Origin of the sequence: Clostridium isatidis, from assembly GCF_002285495.1 — a bacterium.
Classification (GTDB): Bacteria; Bacillota; Clostridia; order Clostridiales; family Clostridiaceae; genus Clostridium; species Clostridium isatidis.
The window spans coordinates 1,702,578-1,719,076 of sequence record NZ_CP016786.1 but is presented as its reverse complement, the minus strand read 5'-3'; the positions used below and the strand labels follow the sequence as shown (position 1 = coordinate 1,719,076).

At 28.2% G+C, this 16,499-nt stretch carries 17 protein-coding genes; 12 read left to right on the top strand and 5 right to left on the bottom strand.

The window, feature by feature from the left end; all coding sequences use genetic code 11:
* Positions 1–229: 229 nt before the first annotated feature.
* Positions 230–679, bottom strand: a complete 450-nt coding sequence (gene def, locus BEN51_RS08115; protein ID WP_119865567.1) for a peptide deformylase — start codon at positions 677–679, stop codon at positions 230–232.
* Positions 679–915: a helix-turn-helix transcriptional regulator gene (locus BEN51_RS08110; protein ID WP_119865566.1), complete on the bottom strand. Its 237-nt coding sequence runs from the start codon at positions 913–915 to the stop codon at positions 679–681. Before BEN51_RS08110 ends, def begins: the two co-directional genes overlap by 1 nt.
* A 147-nt stretch (positions 916–1,062) precedes the next feature.
* On the opposite strand from BEN51_RS08110, the gene BEN51_RS08105 reads away from it, so the two are divergent.
* From BEN51_RS08105 to BEN51_RS08095, 3 genes are all read left to right on the top strand, one after another.
* Positions 1,063–4,083 carry a DEAD/DEAH box helicase gene (locus tag BEN51_RS08105; RefSeq protein WP_119865565.1) on the top strand — a complete coding sequence of 1,007 codons (3,021 nt, stop codon included), beginning with the start codon at positions 1,063–1,065 and terminating at the stop codon, positions 4,081–4,083.
* A 316-nt stretch (positions 4,084–4,399) separates the two neighbouring features.
* Complete coding sequence (locus tag BEN51_RS08100) at positions 4,400–5,020, top strand: DUF488 domain-containing protein (protein ID WP_119865564.1); 621 nt, start codon at positions 4,400–4,402, stop codon at positions 5,018–5,020.
* A 202-nt stretch (positions 5,021–5,222) separates the two neighbouring features.
* Complete coding sequence (locus BEN51_RS08095) at positions 5,223–5,861, top strand: 4Fe-4S binding protein (protein WP_119865563.1); 639 nt, start codon at positions 5,223–5,225, stop codon at positions 5,859–5,861.
* A gap of 134 nt (positions 5,862–5,995) precedes the next feature.
* On the opposite strand, the gene BEN51_RS08090 is transcribed toward BEN51_RS08095, so the two are convergent.
* Entirely contained in the window at positions 5,996–7,000 is a 1,005-nt protein-coding gene (locus BEN51_RS08090) for a hypothetical protein (protein ID WP_119865562.1), read from the bottom strand.
* 153 nt (positions 7,001–7,153) lie between these two features.
* On the opposite strand from BEN51_RS08090, the gene BEN51_RS08085 reads away from it, so the two are divergent.
* The 4 genes from BEN51_RS08085 to BEN51_RS08070 are packed head-to-tail and all read left to right on the top strand — an operon-like array spanning position 7,154 to position 9,656.
* Positions 7,154–7,528, top strand: a complete 375-nt coding sequence (locus BEN51_RS08085) for a GntR family transcriptional regulator (protein WP_119865561.1) — start codon at positions 7,154–7,156, stop codon at positions 7,526–7,528.
* A 1-nt stretch (position 7,529) separates the two neighbouring features.
* Positions 7,530–8,366, top strand: coding sequence for an ABC transporter ATP-binding protein (locus tag BEN51_RS08080; RefSeq protein WP_119865560.1), 837 nt, complete (start codon positions 7,530–7,532; stop codon positions 8,364–8,366).
* Positions 8,363–9,070, top strand: coding sequence for an ABC-2 transporter permease (locus BEN51_RS08075; RefSeq protein ID WP_119865559.1), 708 nt, complete (start codon positions 8,363–8,365; stop codon positions 9,068–9,070). The genes BEN51_RS08080 and BEN51_RS08075 overlap by 4 nt, the downstream gene beginning before the upstream one ends.
* Positions 9,071–9,086: 16 nt before the next feature.
* A complete protein-coding gene (locus BEN51_RS08070; RefSeq protein ID WP_119865558.1) occupies positions 9,087–9,656 on the top strand; it encodes a hypothetical protein in 570 nt (189 codons plus the stop codon).
* Positions 9,657–9,708: 52 nt separating this feature from the next.
* Here BEN51_RS08070 and BEN51_RS14095 read toward each other — a convergent pair whose 3' ends face one another.
* Positions 9,709–9,834, bottom strand: coding sequence for a hypothetical protein (locus BEN51_RS14095; RefSeq protein WP_257789681.1), 126 nt, complete (start codon positions 9,832–9,834; stop codon positions 9,709–9,711).
* A gap of 263 nt (positions 9,835–10,097) precedes the next feature.
* On the opposite strand from BEN51_RS14095, the gene BEN51_RS08065 reads away from it, so the two are divergent.
* The 5 genes from BEN51_RS08065 to BEN51_RS08045 all read left to right on the top strand — a co-directional run bounded on the left by BEN51_RS08065 (position 10,098) and on the right by BEN51_RS08045 (position 15,679).
* Positions 10,098–12,020, top strand: coding sequence for a PrkA family serine protein kinase (locus BEN51_RS08065; RefSeq protein ID WP_119865557.1), 1,923 nt, complete (start codon positions 10,098–10,100; stop codon positions 12,018–12,020).
* 4 nt (positions 12,021–12,024) lie between these two features.
* Positions 12,025–13,200: a sporulation protein YhbH gene (gene yhbH / locus BEN51_RS08060; protein ID WP_119865556.1), complete on the top strand. Its 1,176-nt coding sequence runs from the start codon at positions 12,025–12,027 to the stop codon at positions 13,198–13,200.
* A gap of 2 nt (positions 13,201–13,202) precedes the next feature.
* Complete coding sequence (locus BEN51_RS08055; RefSeq protein WP_119865555.1) at positions 13,203–14,456, top strand: SpoVR family protein; 1,254 nt, start codon at positions 13,203–13,205, stop codon at positions 14,454–14,456.
* A gap of 196 nt (positions 14,457–14,652) precedes the next feature.
* Positions 14,653–15,303, top strand: coding sequence for a hypothetical protein (locus BEN51_RS08050; protein WP_119865554.1), 651 nt, complete (start codon positions 14,653–14,655; stop codon positions 15,301–15,303).
* A 28-nt stretch (positions 15,304–15,331) separates the two neighbouring features.
* Positions 15,332–15,679: a hypothetical protein gene (locus BEN51_RS08045; protein ID WP_119865553.1), complete on the top strand. Its 348-nt coding sequence runs from the start codon at positions 15,332–15,334 to the stop codon at positions 15,677–15,679.
* Positions 15,680–15,821: 142 nt separating this feature from the next.
* On the opposite strand, the gene pssA is transcribed toward BEN51_RS08045, so the two are convergent.
* Positions 15,822–16,343: a CDP-diacylglycerol--serine O-phosphatidyltransferase gene (pssA, locus tag BEN51_RS08040; protein ID WP_119865552.1), complete on the bottom strand. Its 522-nt coding sequence runs from the start codon at positions 16,341–16,343 to the stop codon at positions 15,822–15,824.
* Positions 16,344–16,499 lie beyond the last annotated feature (156 nt).

Below are 16,499 nucleotides of genomic sequence, written 5' to 3'. Positions count from 1 at the left end.
ATTAAAAATTCGCTAATTGATAATTTATTTAATAATTGAGATAGCGAATGCAATTTAGCGCGGATAAAAAAAGTTATTAAGGGTGAGCCTAAAGAAATTAGGAGCATTAGGTTAAAAAAACTGCTATACAAGAGTTATTGCTTTTTTCTAACAGCAAGAACTCTTGGATAGTAGTTTTTTATTTTTGTGGATTTATAAGCACTTAAATTATGCATTATATATTAATAGTTTATAAGTACTCAGTTACAAAATCAGTAAAAAGTATTCCATCTAGATGCTCTATTTCATGGCAGAAGCATTTTGCTAATTCTCCAGTGCCTGTTAAAATGATTTCTTCACCATTTTCATTTAATGCTTGTATTGTTACCTTAGCAGGTCTTGTTAATTTTCCGATTTTATTTGGAATACTTAAGCAGCCTTCTAAAACCTTTTGAGAACCTTCTTTTTGTATTATTTTTGGATTTACTAATTTTATTAGTCCTTCTCCCATATCAATTACTACCAAGCGCTTTAGGATTCCTATCTGTGGTGCAGCTAGGCCACCACCATTTTCTGTATTATACATGGTTTCTGCCATATCATCTAATATTTGCTTTATTTTATCATCAACGACTTTAACTTCCTTAGACTTCTTTCTTAAAATTTCATCTCCAACTAACCTGATTTGCCTTAATGCCATTATACAACACCCCTGCTTTGCTCTGATCTTGATTTCCTATGGCTTTCCTCAAAAAGAAAAATATCTTCAATAGTACTATTAAATACTTTTGAAATATCATAAGCCAGCCATATAGATGGCTCATATTTTTCAGTTTCAATTGCGTTAATAGTCTGTCTTGATACTCCAACGAGCTTTCCTAATTCCTCCTGAGTTAATCCCAAATGTTCGCGTAAACTTTTTAATCTATTTTTCAAAAATAATCACTCCTGTAAAGTTAACTTTACACAAAATATAACAATTTTTTTCTTTTGTGTCAAGTAAACTTGTCATGTTGAAAATTTCCTGATTAAATAAAATATTGTATAATTAAAATACTAAAATTTAATTATAAAGGAGTTATTATGAATTTAATCGATTTAATATTAAATTTAAGTTCCAGCATTTCTAAGGAAATTGGTCATATTTTACATAAAGAGAAAAAGGTTAAAAAGATAGAAAATAAAAAAATAGATAATATATATCATTTGTATGGAATAGTGTTTGATAACAATTATGAACAAAGGACCCATATAAAATATAATTTAATTAATAAAAGGCTGGAGGCTGCCAGCTGTAGTTGTGACAATTATAAAGAAAATAGTATTCATATGAAAAATTATATTTGTCCACATATAGTTGCAACAATTTATAAATATTATGCATTAGTAAAAATAAAAAATAATGAGAAAGCAAAGGATAATAGTAAAATATCTAATAACTTATCTAATGCCTCCAAGCAAAAGCTAGCTATTTTATTAAAGGAAGAGAAGATAAATGGAAAAATAAAATATTATTTAGAGTTAAAGTTAGGAAAGGAAAGAGCAGTAACAGTTGATTCGCTAGTAAACTTTCTATATTCATTTAATAAGGCAGATTTTTCAGAAGAAGATAATAAAATTTTAGAATATTTAATAAGAAAGCAAAAGGGCAGTAAAAGCAGGATTTTTAATGGGAGGGCTTTTTTAATAGAAGCAGAAGAACTTTATGATTTTTTATTTTTGGTGGATGAAAATAAAATTATATCTTTAACTCATGATTATATGATCTATAATTCAAAGATAATTAAAGAAGATATGCCCTTAGTCCATAACCTAAAGGCAAAGGACAATAAAATTATATTATCTGGACAAAAAAAGCAGATTGTACCATTAAATAAGGAAAGAACAGTATGGCTGTATGATAAGAATATATATCTTCCAAGCCAGGAGCAGATAAAATATTATAATATAATTTTTGATAAGTTAGAAGTTAAGGAAAAGCTTGTTTATAGCAATACAAAGGAAAATTTACAAAAATTAATTTTTATACTAAAAAAAATATCTAAAAAAATAAACTATGATGAAAGCATGATTAGTTTTATAAAAACAGTAAATAAACCTATTATTGATTTGGAAAAAATAGAGGGGAAGATATATTGCAGCTTAGAAATTCCTAAAATCAATGAAAAAATTGATTATAAGGAAAAAGAGAAAGTTGAAATAATCTTGGAAGGTCTAAGCTTTAGAAAAGAAGGGGAAAAATATATTTTTATAGGAAATGATGAAGCCCAATATAAATTTTTTAAGTATGGAATAAATAAGCTTAAAAATATAGCTTTTTTAAAGATAAGTAATAATTTAAAAGAAGATTATTTATTAAATAATGAAAATATATATAGTGAGATTATAAGACTAAAGGAAGAGTATATTTTTAGATATAGTCTAGATGATATAGCTTATGATGAGATAGGAGATATAATAAATAGCATAAATAGAGGAGAAAGTTTTTATAAGACTAGGAAAAATAGAATTTTAGATTTAGAAGACACAAAAGTAGTAGAATTTTTCCACAGTTTAAGTGAACTTAATAACTTTAAAACTGTTTACAAAAATGAGATATATGTGGATAAATTCCAATTATTACATATGGGGCAAAAGATAAATGAAGAAAGGCTTCCTTTGATAAGGGGAGAAGAGTTAATAAATAAATTAATGGATAAGTTTAAAAATAAAAAGGAAGAATATGAACTTCCTAAAAAGTTAAAAGCAAAGCTAAGGGATTATCAAGTTAAGGGGTATAACTGGCTTAAGCAGATAGAGGAGCTTTCCTTAGGCGGAATTTTAGCAGATGACATGGGTTTAGGAAAGACTATTCAAACAATAGCACTACTTTTATCTTCTGAAAATAAAAAGTCATTAGTAATTTGTCCAACTGCAGTAATTTATAATTGGAAAAATGAATTTACTAAGTTTGCTCCTTCTTTAAAAATTGGACTAATTCATGGAAGTAAAAATGAAAGAGATAAGTTAAAGGAAGAATATAAGGAATATAACTGCCTCTTAACCAGCTATGGAACTTTAAAAAATGATTTTGACTTTTATAAAGATAAAAGCTTTGATTTTATTATTATTGATGAAGCTCAAAATATAAAAAATAAGGACTCTAAAACTACAGAAATAGTAAAGAAATTAAATGGAACATGTAAATTTGCCTTAAGCGGTACTCCAATCGAAAATAATCTTTTAGAGCTTTGGTCCATTTTTGATTTTATTATGCCAGGCTATTTATATAACGAAGAAAAGTTTAAAGCTAAATTTTTAAGGGGAAAGGATGAAAACTTAAAGGATTTAAAAAATCTAATATCTCCTTTTATTTTAAGAAGAGTTAAGGAAGAGGTTTTGGAGGAACTTCCTGATAAAATAGAAAAAGAATATTATATTTCAATGAGTCCAAAACAGAAGCAAATTTATAACTCCTATATGAAGGAAGTCAAGCAAAAGCTTAAAGAAGATAAGGATAATAAGATTGTTATATTCTCATATCTAACAAATTTAAGACAGTTATGTTTAGATCCATCCTTATTAATAGAAGAATATAAGGAAGAAAGTCCTAAAATTGAAGCTGTAATAGATTTAGTTAAAGAGCTAAAAGCTCAAAAGAGGAAAATGATTATATTTTCTCAATTTACAAAGGTTTTGGCTAAAATATCTAATAGATTATCAAGGGAAGACTATAATTACTTATATTTAGATGGAGCTGTCAGTGCTAAGGATAGATTAAGGCTGGTGGAGGAGTTTAATAATGGCCCTGTGGATGTTTTCTTAATTTCCTTAAAAGCAGGAGGAGTTGGACTTAATTTAACTTCAGCCAGTGTAGTAGTTCATTTTGATCCTTGGTGGAATCCAGCTGTAGAAGATCAGGCAACAGATAGGGCTCATAGGCTTGGACAAAAAAATGTAGTAGAGGTTATAAAGCTTATTTCTAAGGATACAATTGAAGAAAAAATTCTAGCCTTGCAAAATGAAAAGAGGGAATTAATAAATACTATAATAGAAGAAGATAATTTAAAGGGAGATATATTAAATAAGATAAGCAAGGAAGAACTTTTAGAACTATTCAATTAAAAGTTAGCAGCATAACTTCAGTTAGGAGTTTGGAGTTTGGAGTGTGGAGTTTAGGTTCAGTTAGGAGTTAGAAGTTTGGAGTGTGGAGTTAGTAGTTAGGAGTTAGGAGTGTGGAGTTAGGAGTTTGGAGTGTGGAGTTAGGAGTTAGGAGTTTGGAGTGTGGAGTTTAGGTTCAGTTAGGAGTTAGAAGTTTGGAGTGTGGAGTTAGGAGTTAGGAGTTTGGAGTGTGGAGTTAGGAGTTAGGAGTGTGGAGTTAGGAGTTAGGAGTTTGGAGTGTGGAGTTAGGAGTTTGGAGTTATATTAAGGTGGTGATAGGATGGATATTTATACTATAGGACATTCTAATTATTCTTTAGAAAGGCTTATAGATATGCTTAAATACTTTGATATTAATTGTGTTGTAGATATTAGAGGGACACCTTATTCTAAATATAATGTTCAATTTGATAAAGAATCAATTAGGTATTCCTTAACTAAAGCAGGTTTTACCTATATTTATATGGCAGAAGAATTTGCAGCTAAGAGACCTAGCAAAATATCTTACAATGAGGAAGGTTTTTCTGATTTTGAAAAGGTAGTTCAGGAAGAAGCTTTTAAAAGAGGAGTAGAAAGGATTAAAAATGGTATTAACAAGGGCTATAAAATTGTTCTTTTAGGAGCTATGCAGGATCCAATAAGATGCCATAGAAGTATATTAGTAGGAAGGGAATTAACTAAGCTAGGTTTTAACGTAAAACATATATTGGATGACTATACAATCCAAAATCAAGAATATATAGATAATAGAGTGCTAGATAAATACTTTCCAGACAGAAATCAAATAACTATTGATGCGCTCCTTGGTAATGAAATGACAAATGAAGATAGAATAAATGAGGCATATAGAATGGCCAATAGGGAAATTGGACTTAGGGTGGAAAATCTTCAGAAAAAATAGAGGCATTTAGGAGTTAGTAGTTAGGAGTTAGGAGTGTGGAGTTTAGGTTCAGTTAGGAGTTAGAAGTTTGGAGTGTGGAGTTAGGAGTTAGGAGTTAGGAGTGTGGAGTTGGTAGTTTGTGATATTGTTACAGATTAATTCTTCCTCATTTTATATAATAACTAACGATAAAGAAAAATTAATAATCGGAGGAGATATATAAATGGGGAAGTTATTAAAATTCTGGAAAAGGTATTCTTATGTTGTACTATTTGCTTTTATTATTTTAAGCTTATTTGACTTGAGGTTTGCATTAGCAGCAATTGGCTGTATGTTAGGGCCTGTTGTTCTTTCTATCTTTAAGGGAAGATTTTGGTGCGGAAATATATGTCCAAGGGGAAGTTTTTACGATAATTTATTATCTAAAATTAGTAATAATAAAAAGGCTCCTAAGTTTTTAAAATCTAATTTTTTTAGAATTTTAGTAGTAATACTTATGATGTCTATTTTTGCAGTAGGTATTTCTAAAAATTGGGGTAATTTATATGGCATAGGACTAGTATTTTATAGAATGATAGTTATTACAAGCATAATAGGAATAGTGCTGTCTTTCTTTTATAATAGTCGAACTTGGTGTAATTTTTGTCCTATGGGAACCATAGCCTCTTTTATTTCAAGAATTAGAAAAGGTAAAAGGCTGTTAAAGGTATCAACAAGCTGTGTAAGCTGTAAAATATGTGAAAAGCAATGTTATTTTGGAATAGCAGCTTATGAGTATAAGGGAAATTTATTAAGCCATCCAGATTGTATTCAATGTGGGAAGTGCCTTTCAGCTTGCCCTAAAAAATCAATTAGTTATTAATAATTTTATAATAGTGAAATAAAAATACAATTGATATAGAAAAAGGGCTATCACAATAAGACCTCAAGGTCTTGTGATAGCCCTTTTAAAATTAAACTCAATTGTTAATTGTCCTCTGCAATATAGCCTTTGGTCTATATTACATGCCAGTCTTCCACTAGTTTTTCTTTTATAATTGAAAAATCTATATCTCTAAGTGTATCTTTAGAAAGTCTTAATGTTCTTAGTTTGGAGTAGAATTCTGATGCAAATATATCTAATGTCTTATCAATATTTTGAACAGAAAGATCAAAAATATCCAATGGAGTATAGAAAGTATCAGTATCTCTAAAGCTATTTAGTACACTTTCTGCCTTATATGAGGCATCTAAGGCAGCAGAATTTAGATCATTAATCAGCTCTCTATGGAATTTTGCAGGATAGGATAGTTTTAAGACTATTCTGTATTTATTATTTCTTACTTTCTTACAAGGAACTCTTGCTGTTATTTCTTCACCATCAACTTCTCCTAAGTAATCAATTGTATAATCATCTTTTATCTCAGGTAAAGTAATAGAAGTTAAAACTCTAATATAAGTATTTTTTTCACCATTTTGGCTATATTCCTTTTTAAATTCAAATTTATCTTCTATGGAATTTCTATTATCGCTGCAATTTGTACAAGTGCTGCTATCTCTATAGCATATGAAGGAATCTATTTGCCTTAAATCAACTCCCCAGAAGCCCCATCTTCCACGGAACCATCTTAAACCAGAAACAGTTCTTCTGTCTACATTTAAAATATATGCCCAATAGCTTCTTCCTCTTCTTTCCCAAATATAAGTAAATTTAAATAAACAGAAACTAATTGATCCAGGACTAACTGCTAAAGTAGTAGGGCCTCCTGCAGGACCAGAACTTGAAGATAAGCTTTGAACTCCAGGATCGTTCTTTTTAGGTGTTATATTAGGTGGTGGACCTATGTTTAAGCCTGTACTTGGAGAAGTTCCACCCTGAGAAGGACCAGAGCCAGGACCACTGCCAGGGAAGCCTGGGAAAATTGGAAGGCCAGGAATATTACCAAATGGCGGCTGTTGTTGTCTTACATCAAAATCATCTGTTCTATAAGGTGAAAAATTATCAAAATTACTGAAATACATAAAAAACTCCTATTATCTTATTTCATATATATTATAAGTATTTCACTTTAGAAATGTTACTTTTTATTATTAGGCTTTTGGAAAAAAATGTTGACTTAAGCTGTTAATACTGTATATACTATAAATATACGGTAGATACAATAGGAGGTTAGAATGAAAATAATTATTAGTAATACTTCAAAGCTTCCAATATATGAGCAGATAGTTAATGGAATTAAAGAAGAAATAATATCTGGTAACCTAAAGCCTAATGAAAAACTTCCATCAATTAGAGCCTTAGCTAGAGATTTAAATATAAGTGTAATAACAACAAAAAGAGCTTATGAGGAATTAGAAAGAGAGGGCTTTATTGAAACAGTTGGAGGAAAGGGCTGCTATGTTTCATATTTTAATAAGGAACTTATTTATGAAGAAAGACTTAAAGAAATAGAAAAAAAGTTGGAAGAAATTTTAGAATTATCAAGGGGATTAAAGCTTAGCAAAGAGGATATTTTTAATATGATAAACTTGCTTTATGAGGGGGAGTAGTATGATTAAGTTAGAGAATTTATATAAAAATATTGGGGATTTCAAAATCGAAGATATATCTTTTGAATTAGATAAAGGTTACATTATGGCTTTGATTGGGCCAAATGGATCAGGAAAAACTACACTAATAAAAATGCTTCTTGGATTAATTAAGGCTGACAAAGGTGAAATAAAGTTATTTGATAAGAATATTTCTGAAGATGAAATATATGTAAAAGATAATATAGGCTTTGTATTTGATAGTTTAAATTTTTATCCTAATTTAAGGGTTAAGGATTTTAAAAAGATTGTGGGGGAAGCCTATTCAAGGTTTAATTCAAAAGTTTTTGATGATTATATAAAAAAGTTTAATATTAACCCTAAGGCCTATATTGGTAATTTATCGAAGGGAGAAGCAATGAAAATAATGATGGCAAATGCTTTATCTCATGATGCAAAGCTTTTAATATTAGATGAGCCTACAGCAGGTTTAGATCCAATAGTTAGAAAAGAATTATTAAGTATTCTTCAGGAAGAAATAGTTTCTGGTGATAAAAGTGTAATAATATCAACTCATATAACTTCAGATATATATGATATAGCTGATTATGTAACCTTTATAAATAAGGGAAAGCTTGTTTTTTCAAAGGATATGGAAGAGATAAAGGACAAGTATAGAATTTTTAGAGCTAGTAGAGAAGAAATTGAAAGGAGCAATAAAAAATTTATATGGGTAAAGGAAAAGAAATATTATTGTGAAGCTTTGTTTATAGATGAAGCAGGAATTGAAGATGAAAAAACTTATATTCCAAGCTTAGAAGAGATTATATATTACTATGTAAAGGGGGAAGAGCAATGATTAAATTAATTAAAAAGGATGCAAGGCTTATTTTTAAGTCAATATCATATAAGTATTTGATTTTAGGCTTATTATTGATAGCATTATTTGTTAACGTTTTTTCATATATAATTCCAATGATTTTACCGATAGTATTAACTTATATAGTTGTAACTAATAGTTTTAATAATGATGCCTTAAATAAGAGCGAAGTTTTTATATTAAGTCTTCCTAATAAAAAAGAGGATATAGTATATTCTAAATACCTCTTAGTAATTATAAGCTTATTCTTATCATTAATATTAGATTATTTAATCTTTGATGTCTTTAAGATTATTGGGGTAAGAAAAATTGTCCTTCAGGATATACAGATAAATATAGTCGCTAGCTTACTAAGCATGTCTGCAATAATGCCGCTTATTTTTAAATTAGGTTATAGTAAATTGAGATTATTATATCCAGTTATAACTTTTTTTATAGGATATCTAGTATATAAAAACGATAGTATCACCAACTTAATTAATCATGGTAAAGAAAGCTTATTGATGCAAATTTCTCACAAGCTAGGAATTCTTTTATATAGATTTTTTAGTTTTAATAATTATGATTTTACTAATATTTCAATAAATATTTATCTTATTATTACAGCTTTCCTTTCTGCTATTATTTTTATAATCTCTATGTATTTATCTTTAAGAGTTTATAAAAATAAAGATATTATTTAAGAAGGGAGCTATTAGGATGAATAAGAAATTTATTAAAACTAGTTTTGGAATTTTAACTTCTGTTTTTTTTATTGTTTTAGCTTTTAAAGTTATTTTAAAGGATAAAGTTTTATTAATACAATCAACAGATTATCTATTTGAAAATGCTAGGCCTACAATAGAATATAAAGACTTTGAAGAAAAAGAAGACTTATATAAAATTATAATTAGTATAAAAAATAATACTGAATATTATACTTCTATTAATGAAATATTCTTGCAATTTGAATGTAAAATGCCTAATAGTTCACTATATTTTAGAGGTTACGATTTGGAAGAAAGAAAATTTTTTGAAAATTATAGTGGAAAAAGTGATGAGGACTTTAGTCCTTATTTAGCTCCATATGAAGAAAGAAAATATGCTTTTGAAATATCAAAGGGATTAACTTTTGATGAGGATGTTTTTGATACAAATAAAATGAATATATCTTATAATATTAATTACTATAAATATAGATTTTCTTCTAATACCCTTTTTGGAGGAGTTATGAGTCATGGAGGGGGAGAACATATAGATAATCAAAATAAACCCTTTATAATAGAATAAGTATAAAAAAAGCCTGTTTCACCTTAATTAAGGGGAAACAGGCTTTTTTGCTTTACTTACTATTTTTCTTTCCGTAAATATCTTCGTAAAACTCTTGTTCATAATTTATATTCTTAACTATTTCTTTAGATTTTTCTTCCCTGCACTTCTTATTTAACATACAAGCAATTCCGTTCATAATAATCCTCCTTATTAATATTTTTATATAAAATAACTATTTATTTTTCTATTAATGTATTTTATAAAAACTTATGTTTATTTCTATATACTAATATTATATCACAATAAATGATAATTGATACTAATTGATAAAAGTTATTAATTTAACTTGCTTGTTAAATTGTTGATTATAATTACAGACACTTTTTCAATGATTAAAAATATATTAATGTAATAAATCTCACAACAATAGGAATATATTTTATTAAAGGGGGGGAGTAAATGAACTTTGAAGAATTTATCAAAAGCGATAGAGAAAGTAGAAATAAGGAAAAATTTGAAGGAACATTTTTAGATTATTTAGAAAAAGTAAAGGAGAACCCTGATATAGCAAAACTTTCACATAAAAGAATCTATGATTTGATTATAAGTAAAGGTGTTGAAATACTAAGGCCGGAGGAAAATTCAAGAATCAGAAGAATACATGGTAATGAAATAATAAAGAAATATGGTTTTTTTAAAGATGATTTTTTTGGAATAGATAAAGTTTTAATGAAGATAGTAAATTATTTATATTCAGCTTCTATGAAGGGAGAAGAAGCTAGGCAGGTATTATATTTAGTTGGACCAGTTGGAGCTGGAAAGTCCTCTATAGTTGAAGCATTAAAAAAAGCCTTAGTTGAATCTGAGCCTATGTATGCTCTTAAGGGATGTCCTATGCATGAAGAACCACTGCATTTAGTACCAAGACATTTAAGATCTAAATTTGAGGAAATTTTAGGAGTAGAAATTGAAGGAGATCTATGTCCAATTTGCCGATATAGACTGTTAAATGAATATAATGGAGAATATGAGAGATTTCCAGTTGAAACTAAGGAGTTTTCTATAAGATCGAGAAGAGGAATTGGCGTTGTTCCTCCAGTAGATCCAAATAATCAAGATACTTCAATTTTAACAGGCTCAATAGACATATCTAAAATGGACTTATATCCAGAAGATGATCCAAGAATTTTCTCCTTAAATGGGGCTTTTAATGTAGGAAATAGAGGCTTAGTTGAATTTATAGAAGTATTTAAGAATGATGTAGAATATCTTCATACTATAATTACTGCTACTCAAGAAAAATCAATACCTTCTCCAGGTAAAGGGGCTATGCTTTACTTTGATGGACTTATAATAGCTCACTCTAATGAAGCAGAATGGAATAAGTTTAAATCAGATCATACCAATGAAGCTATATTAGATAGAATTGTAAAAATTGAAGTTCCTTACTGCTTAGAACTTGATGAAGAAGTCAAGATTTATAAAAAGATATTAAATAAGAGTAAATTTAAAGCTCATATAGCTCCTCACACTATGGAAGTTGCAGCTATGTTTGCTATACTATCTAGAATTTCTCCTTCAAATAAAGTGGATCCAATTAAGAAGCTTAGAATATATAATGGTGAGGAAATAGTTGAAAAAGGAACAACAAAGAGAATTGATATTAATGAGTTAAGAGAAGAAGCTGGCAGCTATGAAGGAATGAAGGGAATAAGCACAAGATTTATAATAAAAGCTATTGATAATGCAATTACAACTTCAGAATATAACTGCCTAAATCCTCTTAATATGTTAGAAAGTCTTACAAAATCAGTTAAAGAAATGGATACATCTGTTGAAGAGAAAAAGAAATATCTAGAGTTAATTCAAGATACTATACGTAAGGAATATAATAAAATCTTAGAAAAAGAAATTTTAAAGGCCTTTATTCACTCTTATAAAGAACAAGCAGATAGTTTGTTTAATAATTATATAGATAATGCAGAAGCCTATATTAATAAGAGTAAAGTAAAAGATCCTACTACTGGTGAAGAATTAAATCCTGATGAAGATTTTATGAGAAGTATAGAAGAGCAAATAGGAATTTCTGAAAACTCTGCAAAGGGCTTTAGGGCAGATGTTACATCCTATATGTTTTATCTTATTAGAAATGGGGAAAAGATTGAATACACTTCCTATGAGCCTTTAAAAGAAGCAGTAGAAAAGAAATTATTGTCTTCTGTTAAGGATCTTTCGAGGATAATAACAAAGGCTAGAGTAAGAAGTAAAGAGCAAAATGATAAATATCATGCTATGCTTCAAGAAATGCAGAATAAAGGATATTGTCCGCATTGCTGCGAAATAATCTTGAAATATGCTGCAAACAACCTTTGGAAGGATTGATAGTATGGCGATTTTTAGAGATAGTTTAGATAATAATATTCAGCATGATAGATCTATTGCTGATAGAAGGCGCCATAGACAGCTTGTTGAAAAATCAATTAAAGAAAATTTAAGTGAAATTTTATCTGAAGAAAGTATAATTGCTGAAAGTAAGAATAAAAAATTTAAAATACCAATTAGAGGTATCAAAGAATATCAATTTATCTATGGAAAAAATAATAAGGGCGTAGCTATTGGCTCTGGAGAAGAAAAAAAGGGAGATAAGCTTTCTGATACGAAGAAAAGTGGTAATAAAAAGGGAAGTAATAGTGCAGGTACAGCTAAGGGAGATGACATTTATGAAACAGAAATTACTTTAGAAGAGCTTATGGAATATATTACAGAAGATTTAGAACTCCCTAACCTTGATAAAAAAAAGTACTCAGATATATTAACAGAAAGTACAGGTAAGAAAAGAGGATATCAAAGATATGGAATAAGACCAAGACTTGCAAAGAAAAAAACTGTGATATCTAAAATTACTAGAAAACAGGGCCAGAAAAGAGCATTGAAGGAAGCTGGTCTAGATGTTGAAATTGAGAGATTTCCTTTTAAAGAAGAAGACCTTAGATACTATAAAGTCAGGAAAAAGCCAAGAAAAGATAGTAATGCGGTAATGATTTTTATTATGGATGTTTCAGGTTCCATGGATAGTACAAAAAAATATTTAGCGCGATCCTTGTTTTATATATTATCCAGATTTATAAGAAAAAAATACAATAATGTAGCCTTTGAGTTTATTTCTCATACGACAATTGCAAAGGTGGTAAATGAATATGAGTTTTTCCATAAATCAGAATCCGGAGGAACCTATATCTCAAGTGGATTAAATGCAGCTTTAGATTTAATAGAGGAAAAATATCCAAAGGAAAAGTGGAATATTTATACTATCTATGGCAGTGATGGAGATAACTGGAGTGAAGATAATGAAAGAGCTATTAAAGCCTTGAAAGAACTTTGTAAAATAAGTAATATGTTTGGTTATGCTGAGCTTTTACCTTCAACCTATTCAACAACAATGTATTTTAGGTTTAATAATGAAATAAAAGATAAAAATTTTATTCCAATATTAATAAAAGAAAAAAGGGATTTATGGGAAGGTATAAAAATTATGTTATCTAAAGAATTAAAGGAGGAGTAGAAATGGACTATAACATTCAAGATTTAATAAAATGGAATGAAATAATAGAAAATAAAGCAATAGAATTTGGTCTTGATTTCTACCCTCAAGAATTCGAGATAATTGATTATAATGAAATGCTTGGCTATGAAGCTTATATTGGGATGCCTTCAAAATATCCTCATTGGAGTTATGGAAAGGCTTATGATAAAAATAAAACTCTTTATTCTTTAAATTTAACAGGACTTCCCTATGAGATGGTTATAAATTCAAATCCCTGTTTAGCATATCTAATGAGAGAAAATACCTTACTTATGCAGATTTTGACTATGGCTCATGTTTATGGTCATAATGACTTTTTTAAAAACAATAGATTATTTGTGGAAGCTACAAAGGCAAAAGAAGTAATTTCGATGTTTAAGTTGGATGCAGATATAATAAAAAGTTATATAGATAATCCTGATATAGGGTATGAAAAGGTTGAAAGAGTTTTAGATGCTGCCCATTCAATAAGATATCAAATACCAAGGGTAGCAGGCTTTAAAGAAGAAAATTCATCAGAAGATCTAATAGGCTTTTTAATTAAGCATAGTGAATTAGAGGAATGGGAAAAAAATATACTAAGAATAGTAAAAAGAGAAACGGAATATTTTATTCCTCAAATAGAAACTAAGGTGATGAATGAGGGGTGGGCAAGCTATTGGCATTATAATATTTTAAAGGAACTTGACTTAGATACAGAATTATATTTGGAATTTATAAGGCGTCATAATGATGTTGTTGCACCAACAACAGGATCTTTAAATCCTTATTATATAGGTTTTAAAATCTTTGAAGATATAGAAAAAAGATATGGAAGAGCAAAAATATTTGAGGTTAGAAAATTAGAGCGAGATAGTTCCTTTTATAGAAGATATCTTACTCAAGAATTATGTCAAGAATTGAATTTATACAAATATGGAAAGAAGAATTTTGAATATATTGTAGAAGAAGTAGCTGATGAAAGTGGATGGCAATCTATTAGGGACGAGCTTTCAAATACATGTGGAGTAGCATCTATTCCTTTGATAAAAATAGTAGAATATAATAAAGTAAATAAAGAATTAAAACTAGAACATGTTTTTGATGGTAGAGAGTTAGAACTTTCTTATGCTAAAGAAACTATGAGATATATTCAAGGTCTTTTTAAAGGAAAAATAAGTCTTGTAACTAGAACTAAGGAAAATAGAGAAGTAGAAATTATCTGTGATGAAAACAATAATATTGTTATCAATTAAATTTGAGCTCCTATAAAAAAAGAAGATTGTATCAATCTTCTTTTTTATTTTTTTATGTTGGCTTATAAGCTGTCCATAATTGACAATTGTCCAATGTCAATTGGAAAGTGTTTGCACTTTTTTTTGAAACGAGCATAAATTAGTATAGATAAATTATGAATATAATTGTAATATCAATTGTTTAAAGGAGAAGGATATGTATATTTCAATACCAGAAAAATTTATTGTACCAATTATTTTTGCTAATAATTTTTTTGAGGATTTTAGTCCAACTAACATAGAAGGAAAAGAAGAAAAGGGAGAAAACTGGTATTCAAGATCTGCCTTTAGAAGTGATCTTGAAGAAGACGTACAATATATTGAAATTAAACCATCAGAAGAAATCATACATGAAGAAATCATAAATGTTGAAGATATGGGATTACAGTATTATCTAGTTAGATATGTAGATTCTTTAATAGCAATTATTAGAGAATTAGAAGAGGAAGGATGTACTATTACGCAAACTAATTATGTAGCTGCTATTAATTCTAATTTAAGAAAAGTTAAAGAAATATATGAAGAATATAATGATTTAATTGCAAATATGGACAGAGAAATTTCAGATACAGAATTAGAAGAGATGGTTAAATATTTCTCTAATAAATTAAGAAGATTATATGAGGGAAGTTTAGAATTTTTAGATTGCCCTAGAGAAGGATATGAAAGAATGGAAAGATTAATTGATGAAGTAATTTTAGGAATAGAAAATGAAATAAGAGAAAATATTAAAGCTTACAATTTAGACTTCATGGATAGAAAGGCTGACAAGGTATATTCAAAGAAAAATGACAATATATATAAATAACTATATTTAATCCTAATGGGGTGATGCATTGAAATATAAGCATTTAATTAAAGAAAATTATAATGAGGTTAATAATTTAAATAATTTACTAACAGGTATGGTAAATTCATATAGGTTATTAATTGGAGGGGCAAATGAACTAAATAACACTTCGGAAGCCAAAAAGTCAAAGGTAAAAGAAGCTATAGATAGGGCAAATGCCCTTGGAAAAGTTATTGATGAAGTGATAAGTGCTTTAGGTGAATGTAGTAATTCATATATAGAATACTGTAAAATTAGGAAGCAATTTATTGAGAAAAATACTAGTGAGCAAATAATATTAACAGAAATTAATGAAGAGCTTAACTTTACTAACAGAGAAGGTAATAATGATTAGTGATTTTCAGCAGCTTGAAAACTTATATTATATTTTTATACAATAGAAAGACATGTCCCAAAATAAATTTGAAGACATGTCTTTTTATTGTAAATTATTTTTATCTATATTTCTAGATTATAACTTTAATAGCTATGGACTACTAAAGTTTTTTGAATTTAAATTTAGAGACCATTAGGTAGGATCCAATAAAAATAAGAATCGTTGGTATCCATTCAGAAATATTTTTATTTACAGTGCATAATACAAATAATGCCATAAAGCACCCTACAATAGTAATAGGAACGCCAGTATAAACTCCATCAAAGTTGGATATATTATATTTAGCCAATCTATAAGCACCACAAATAGGCAATAGTAGTAAGCATGTAAAACCGATAATGCCTAAAGGACCTAAATCAGAAAAATTATAGATAATAAACATAAGTATCGATGGAGCAACTCCAAAGGAAACTAAATCAGCTAAGGAGTCTAATTCCTTGCCTATTTCACTAGTTACGTTTAATTTTCTAGCTATTCTTCCATCATACCTGTCCACGATTCCTGCGAATAATATAAATAAACAAGAAAATAAATAATTCCTATCAAAAGCATTAATTAATGACATTATACCACAGGATAAGTTTGTAAAAGTAAAAATATTAGGAATAAAACTTCTTTTCATAAAATCACTCCTGGTTTTATTATTAAGCTTATTCTTCTTAATAATGTATTATCAAATCAATATTATAACATACAATTTTAAAAAATATAATATAATACAGAAATTAAAAAAAAATTCAATTAAAATTAATATTTATTTGACTAATTGTTAATTTGA

Excerpts from the sequence above, each read along its gene's own strand:
- def (WP_119865567.1), bottom strand. The coding sequence starts at position 679 with ATGGCATTAAGGCAAATCAGGTTAGTTGGAGATGAAATTTTAAGAAAG.
- BEN51_RS08105 (WP_119865565.1), top strand. The coding sequence starts at position 1,063 with ATGAATTTAATCGATTTAATATTAAATTTAAGTTCCAGCATTTCTAAG.
- BEN51_RS08100 (WP_119865564.1), top strand. The coding sequence starts at position 4,400 with ATGGATATTTATACTATAGGACATTCTAATTATTCTTTAGAAAGGCTT.
- BEN51_RS08095 (WP_119865563.1), top strand. The coding sequence starts at position 5,223 with ATGGGGAAGTTATTAAAATTCTGGAAAAGGTATTCTTATGTTGTACTA.
- BEN51_RS08090 (WP_119865562.1), bottom strand. The coding sequence starts at position 7,000 with ATGTATTTCAGTAATTTTGATAATTTTTCACCTTATAGAACAGATGAT.
- BEN51_RS08085 (WP_119865561.1), top strand. The coding sequence starts at position 7,154 with ATGAAAATAATTATTAGTAATACTTCAAAGCTTCCAATATATGAGCAG.
- BEN51_RS08080 (WP_119865560.1), top strand. The coding sequence starts at position 7,530 with ATGATTAAGTTAGAGAATTTATATAAAAATATTGGGGATTTCAAAATC.
- BEN51_RS08075 (WP_119865559.1), top strand. The coding sequence starts at position 8,363 with ATGATTAAATTAATTAAAAAGGATGCAAGGCTTATTTTTAAGTCAATA.
- BEN51_RS08070 (WP_119865558.1), top strand. The coding sequence starts at position 9,087 with ATGAATAAGAAATTTATTAAAACTAGTTTTGGAATTTTAACTTCTGTT.
- BEN51_RS14095 (WP_257789681.1), bottom strand. The coding sequence starts at position 9,834 with ATGAACGGAATTGCTTGTATGTTAAATAAGAAGTGCAGGGAAGAAAAA.
- BEN51_RS08065 (WP_119865557.1), top strand. The coding sequence starts at position 10,098 with ATGAACTTTGAAGAATTTATCAAAAGCGATAGAGAAAGTAGAAATAAG.
- yhbH (WP_119865556.1), top strand. The coding sequence starts at position 12,025 with ATGGCGATTTTTAGAGATAGTTTAGATAATAATATTCAGCATGATAGA.
- BEN51_RS08055 (WP_119865555.1), top strand. The coding sequence starts at position 13,203 with ATGGACTATAACATTCAAGATTTAATAAAATGGAATGAAATAATAGAA.
- BEN51_RS08050 (WP_119865554.1), top strand. The coding sequence starts at position 14,653 with ATGTATATTTCAATACCAGAAAAATTTATTGTACCAATTATTTTTGCT.
- pssA (WP_119865552.1), bottom strand. The coding sequence starts at position 16,343 with ATGAAAAGAAGTTTTATTCCTAATATTTTTACTTTTACAAACTTATCC.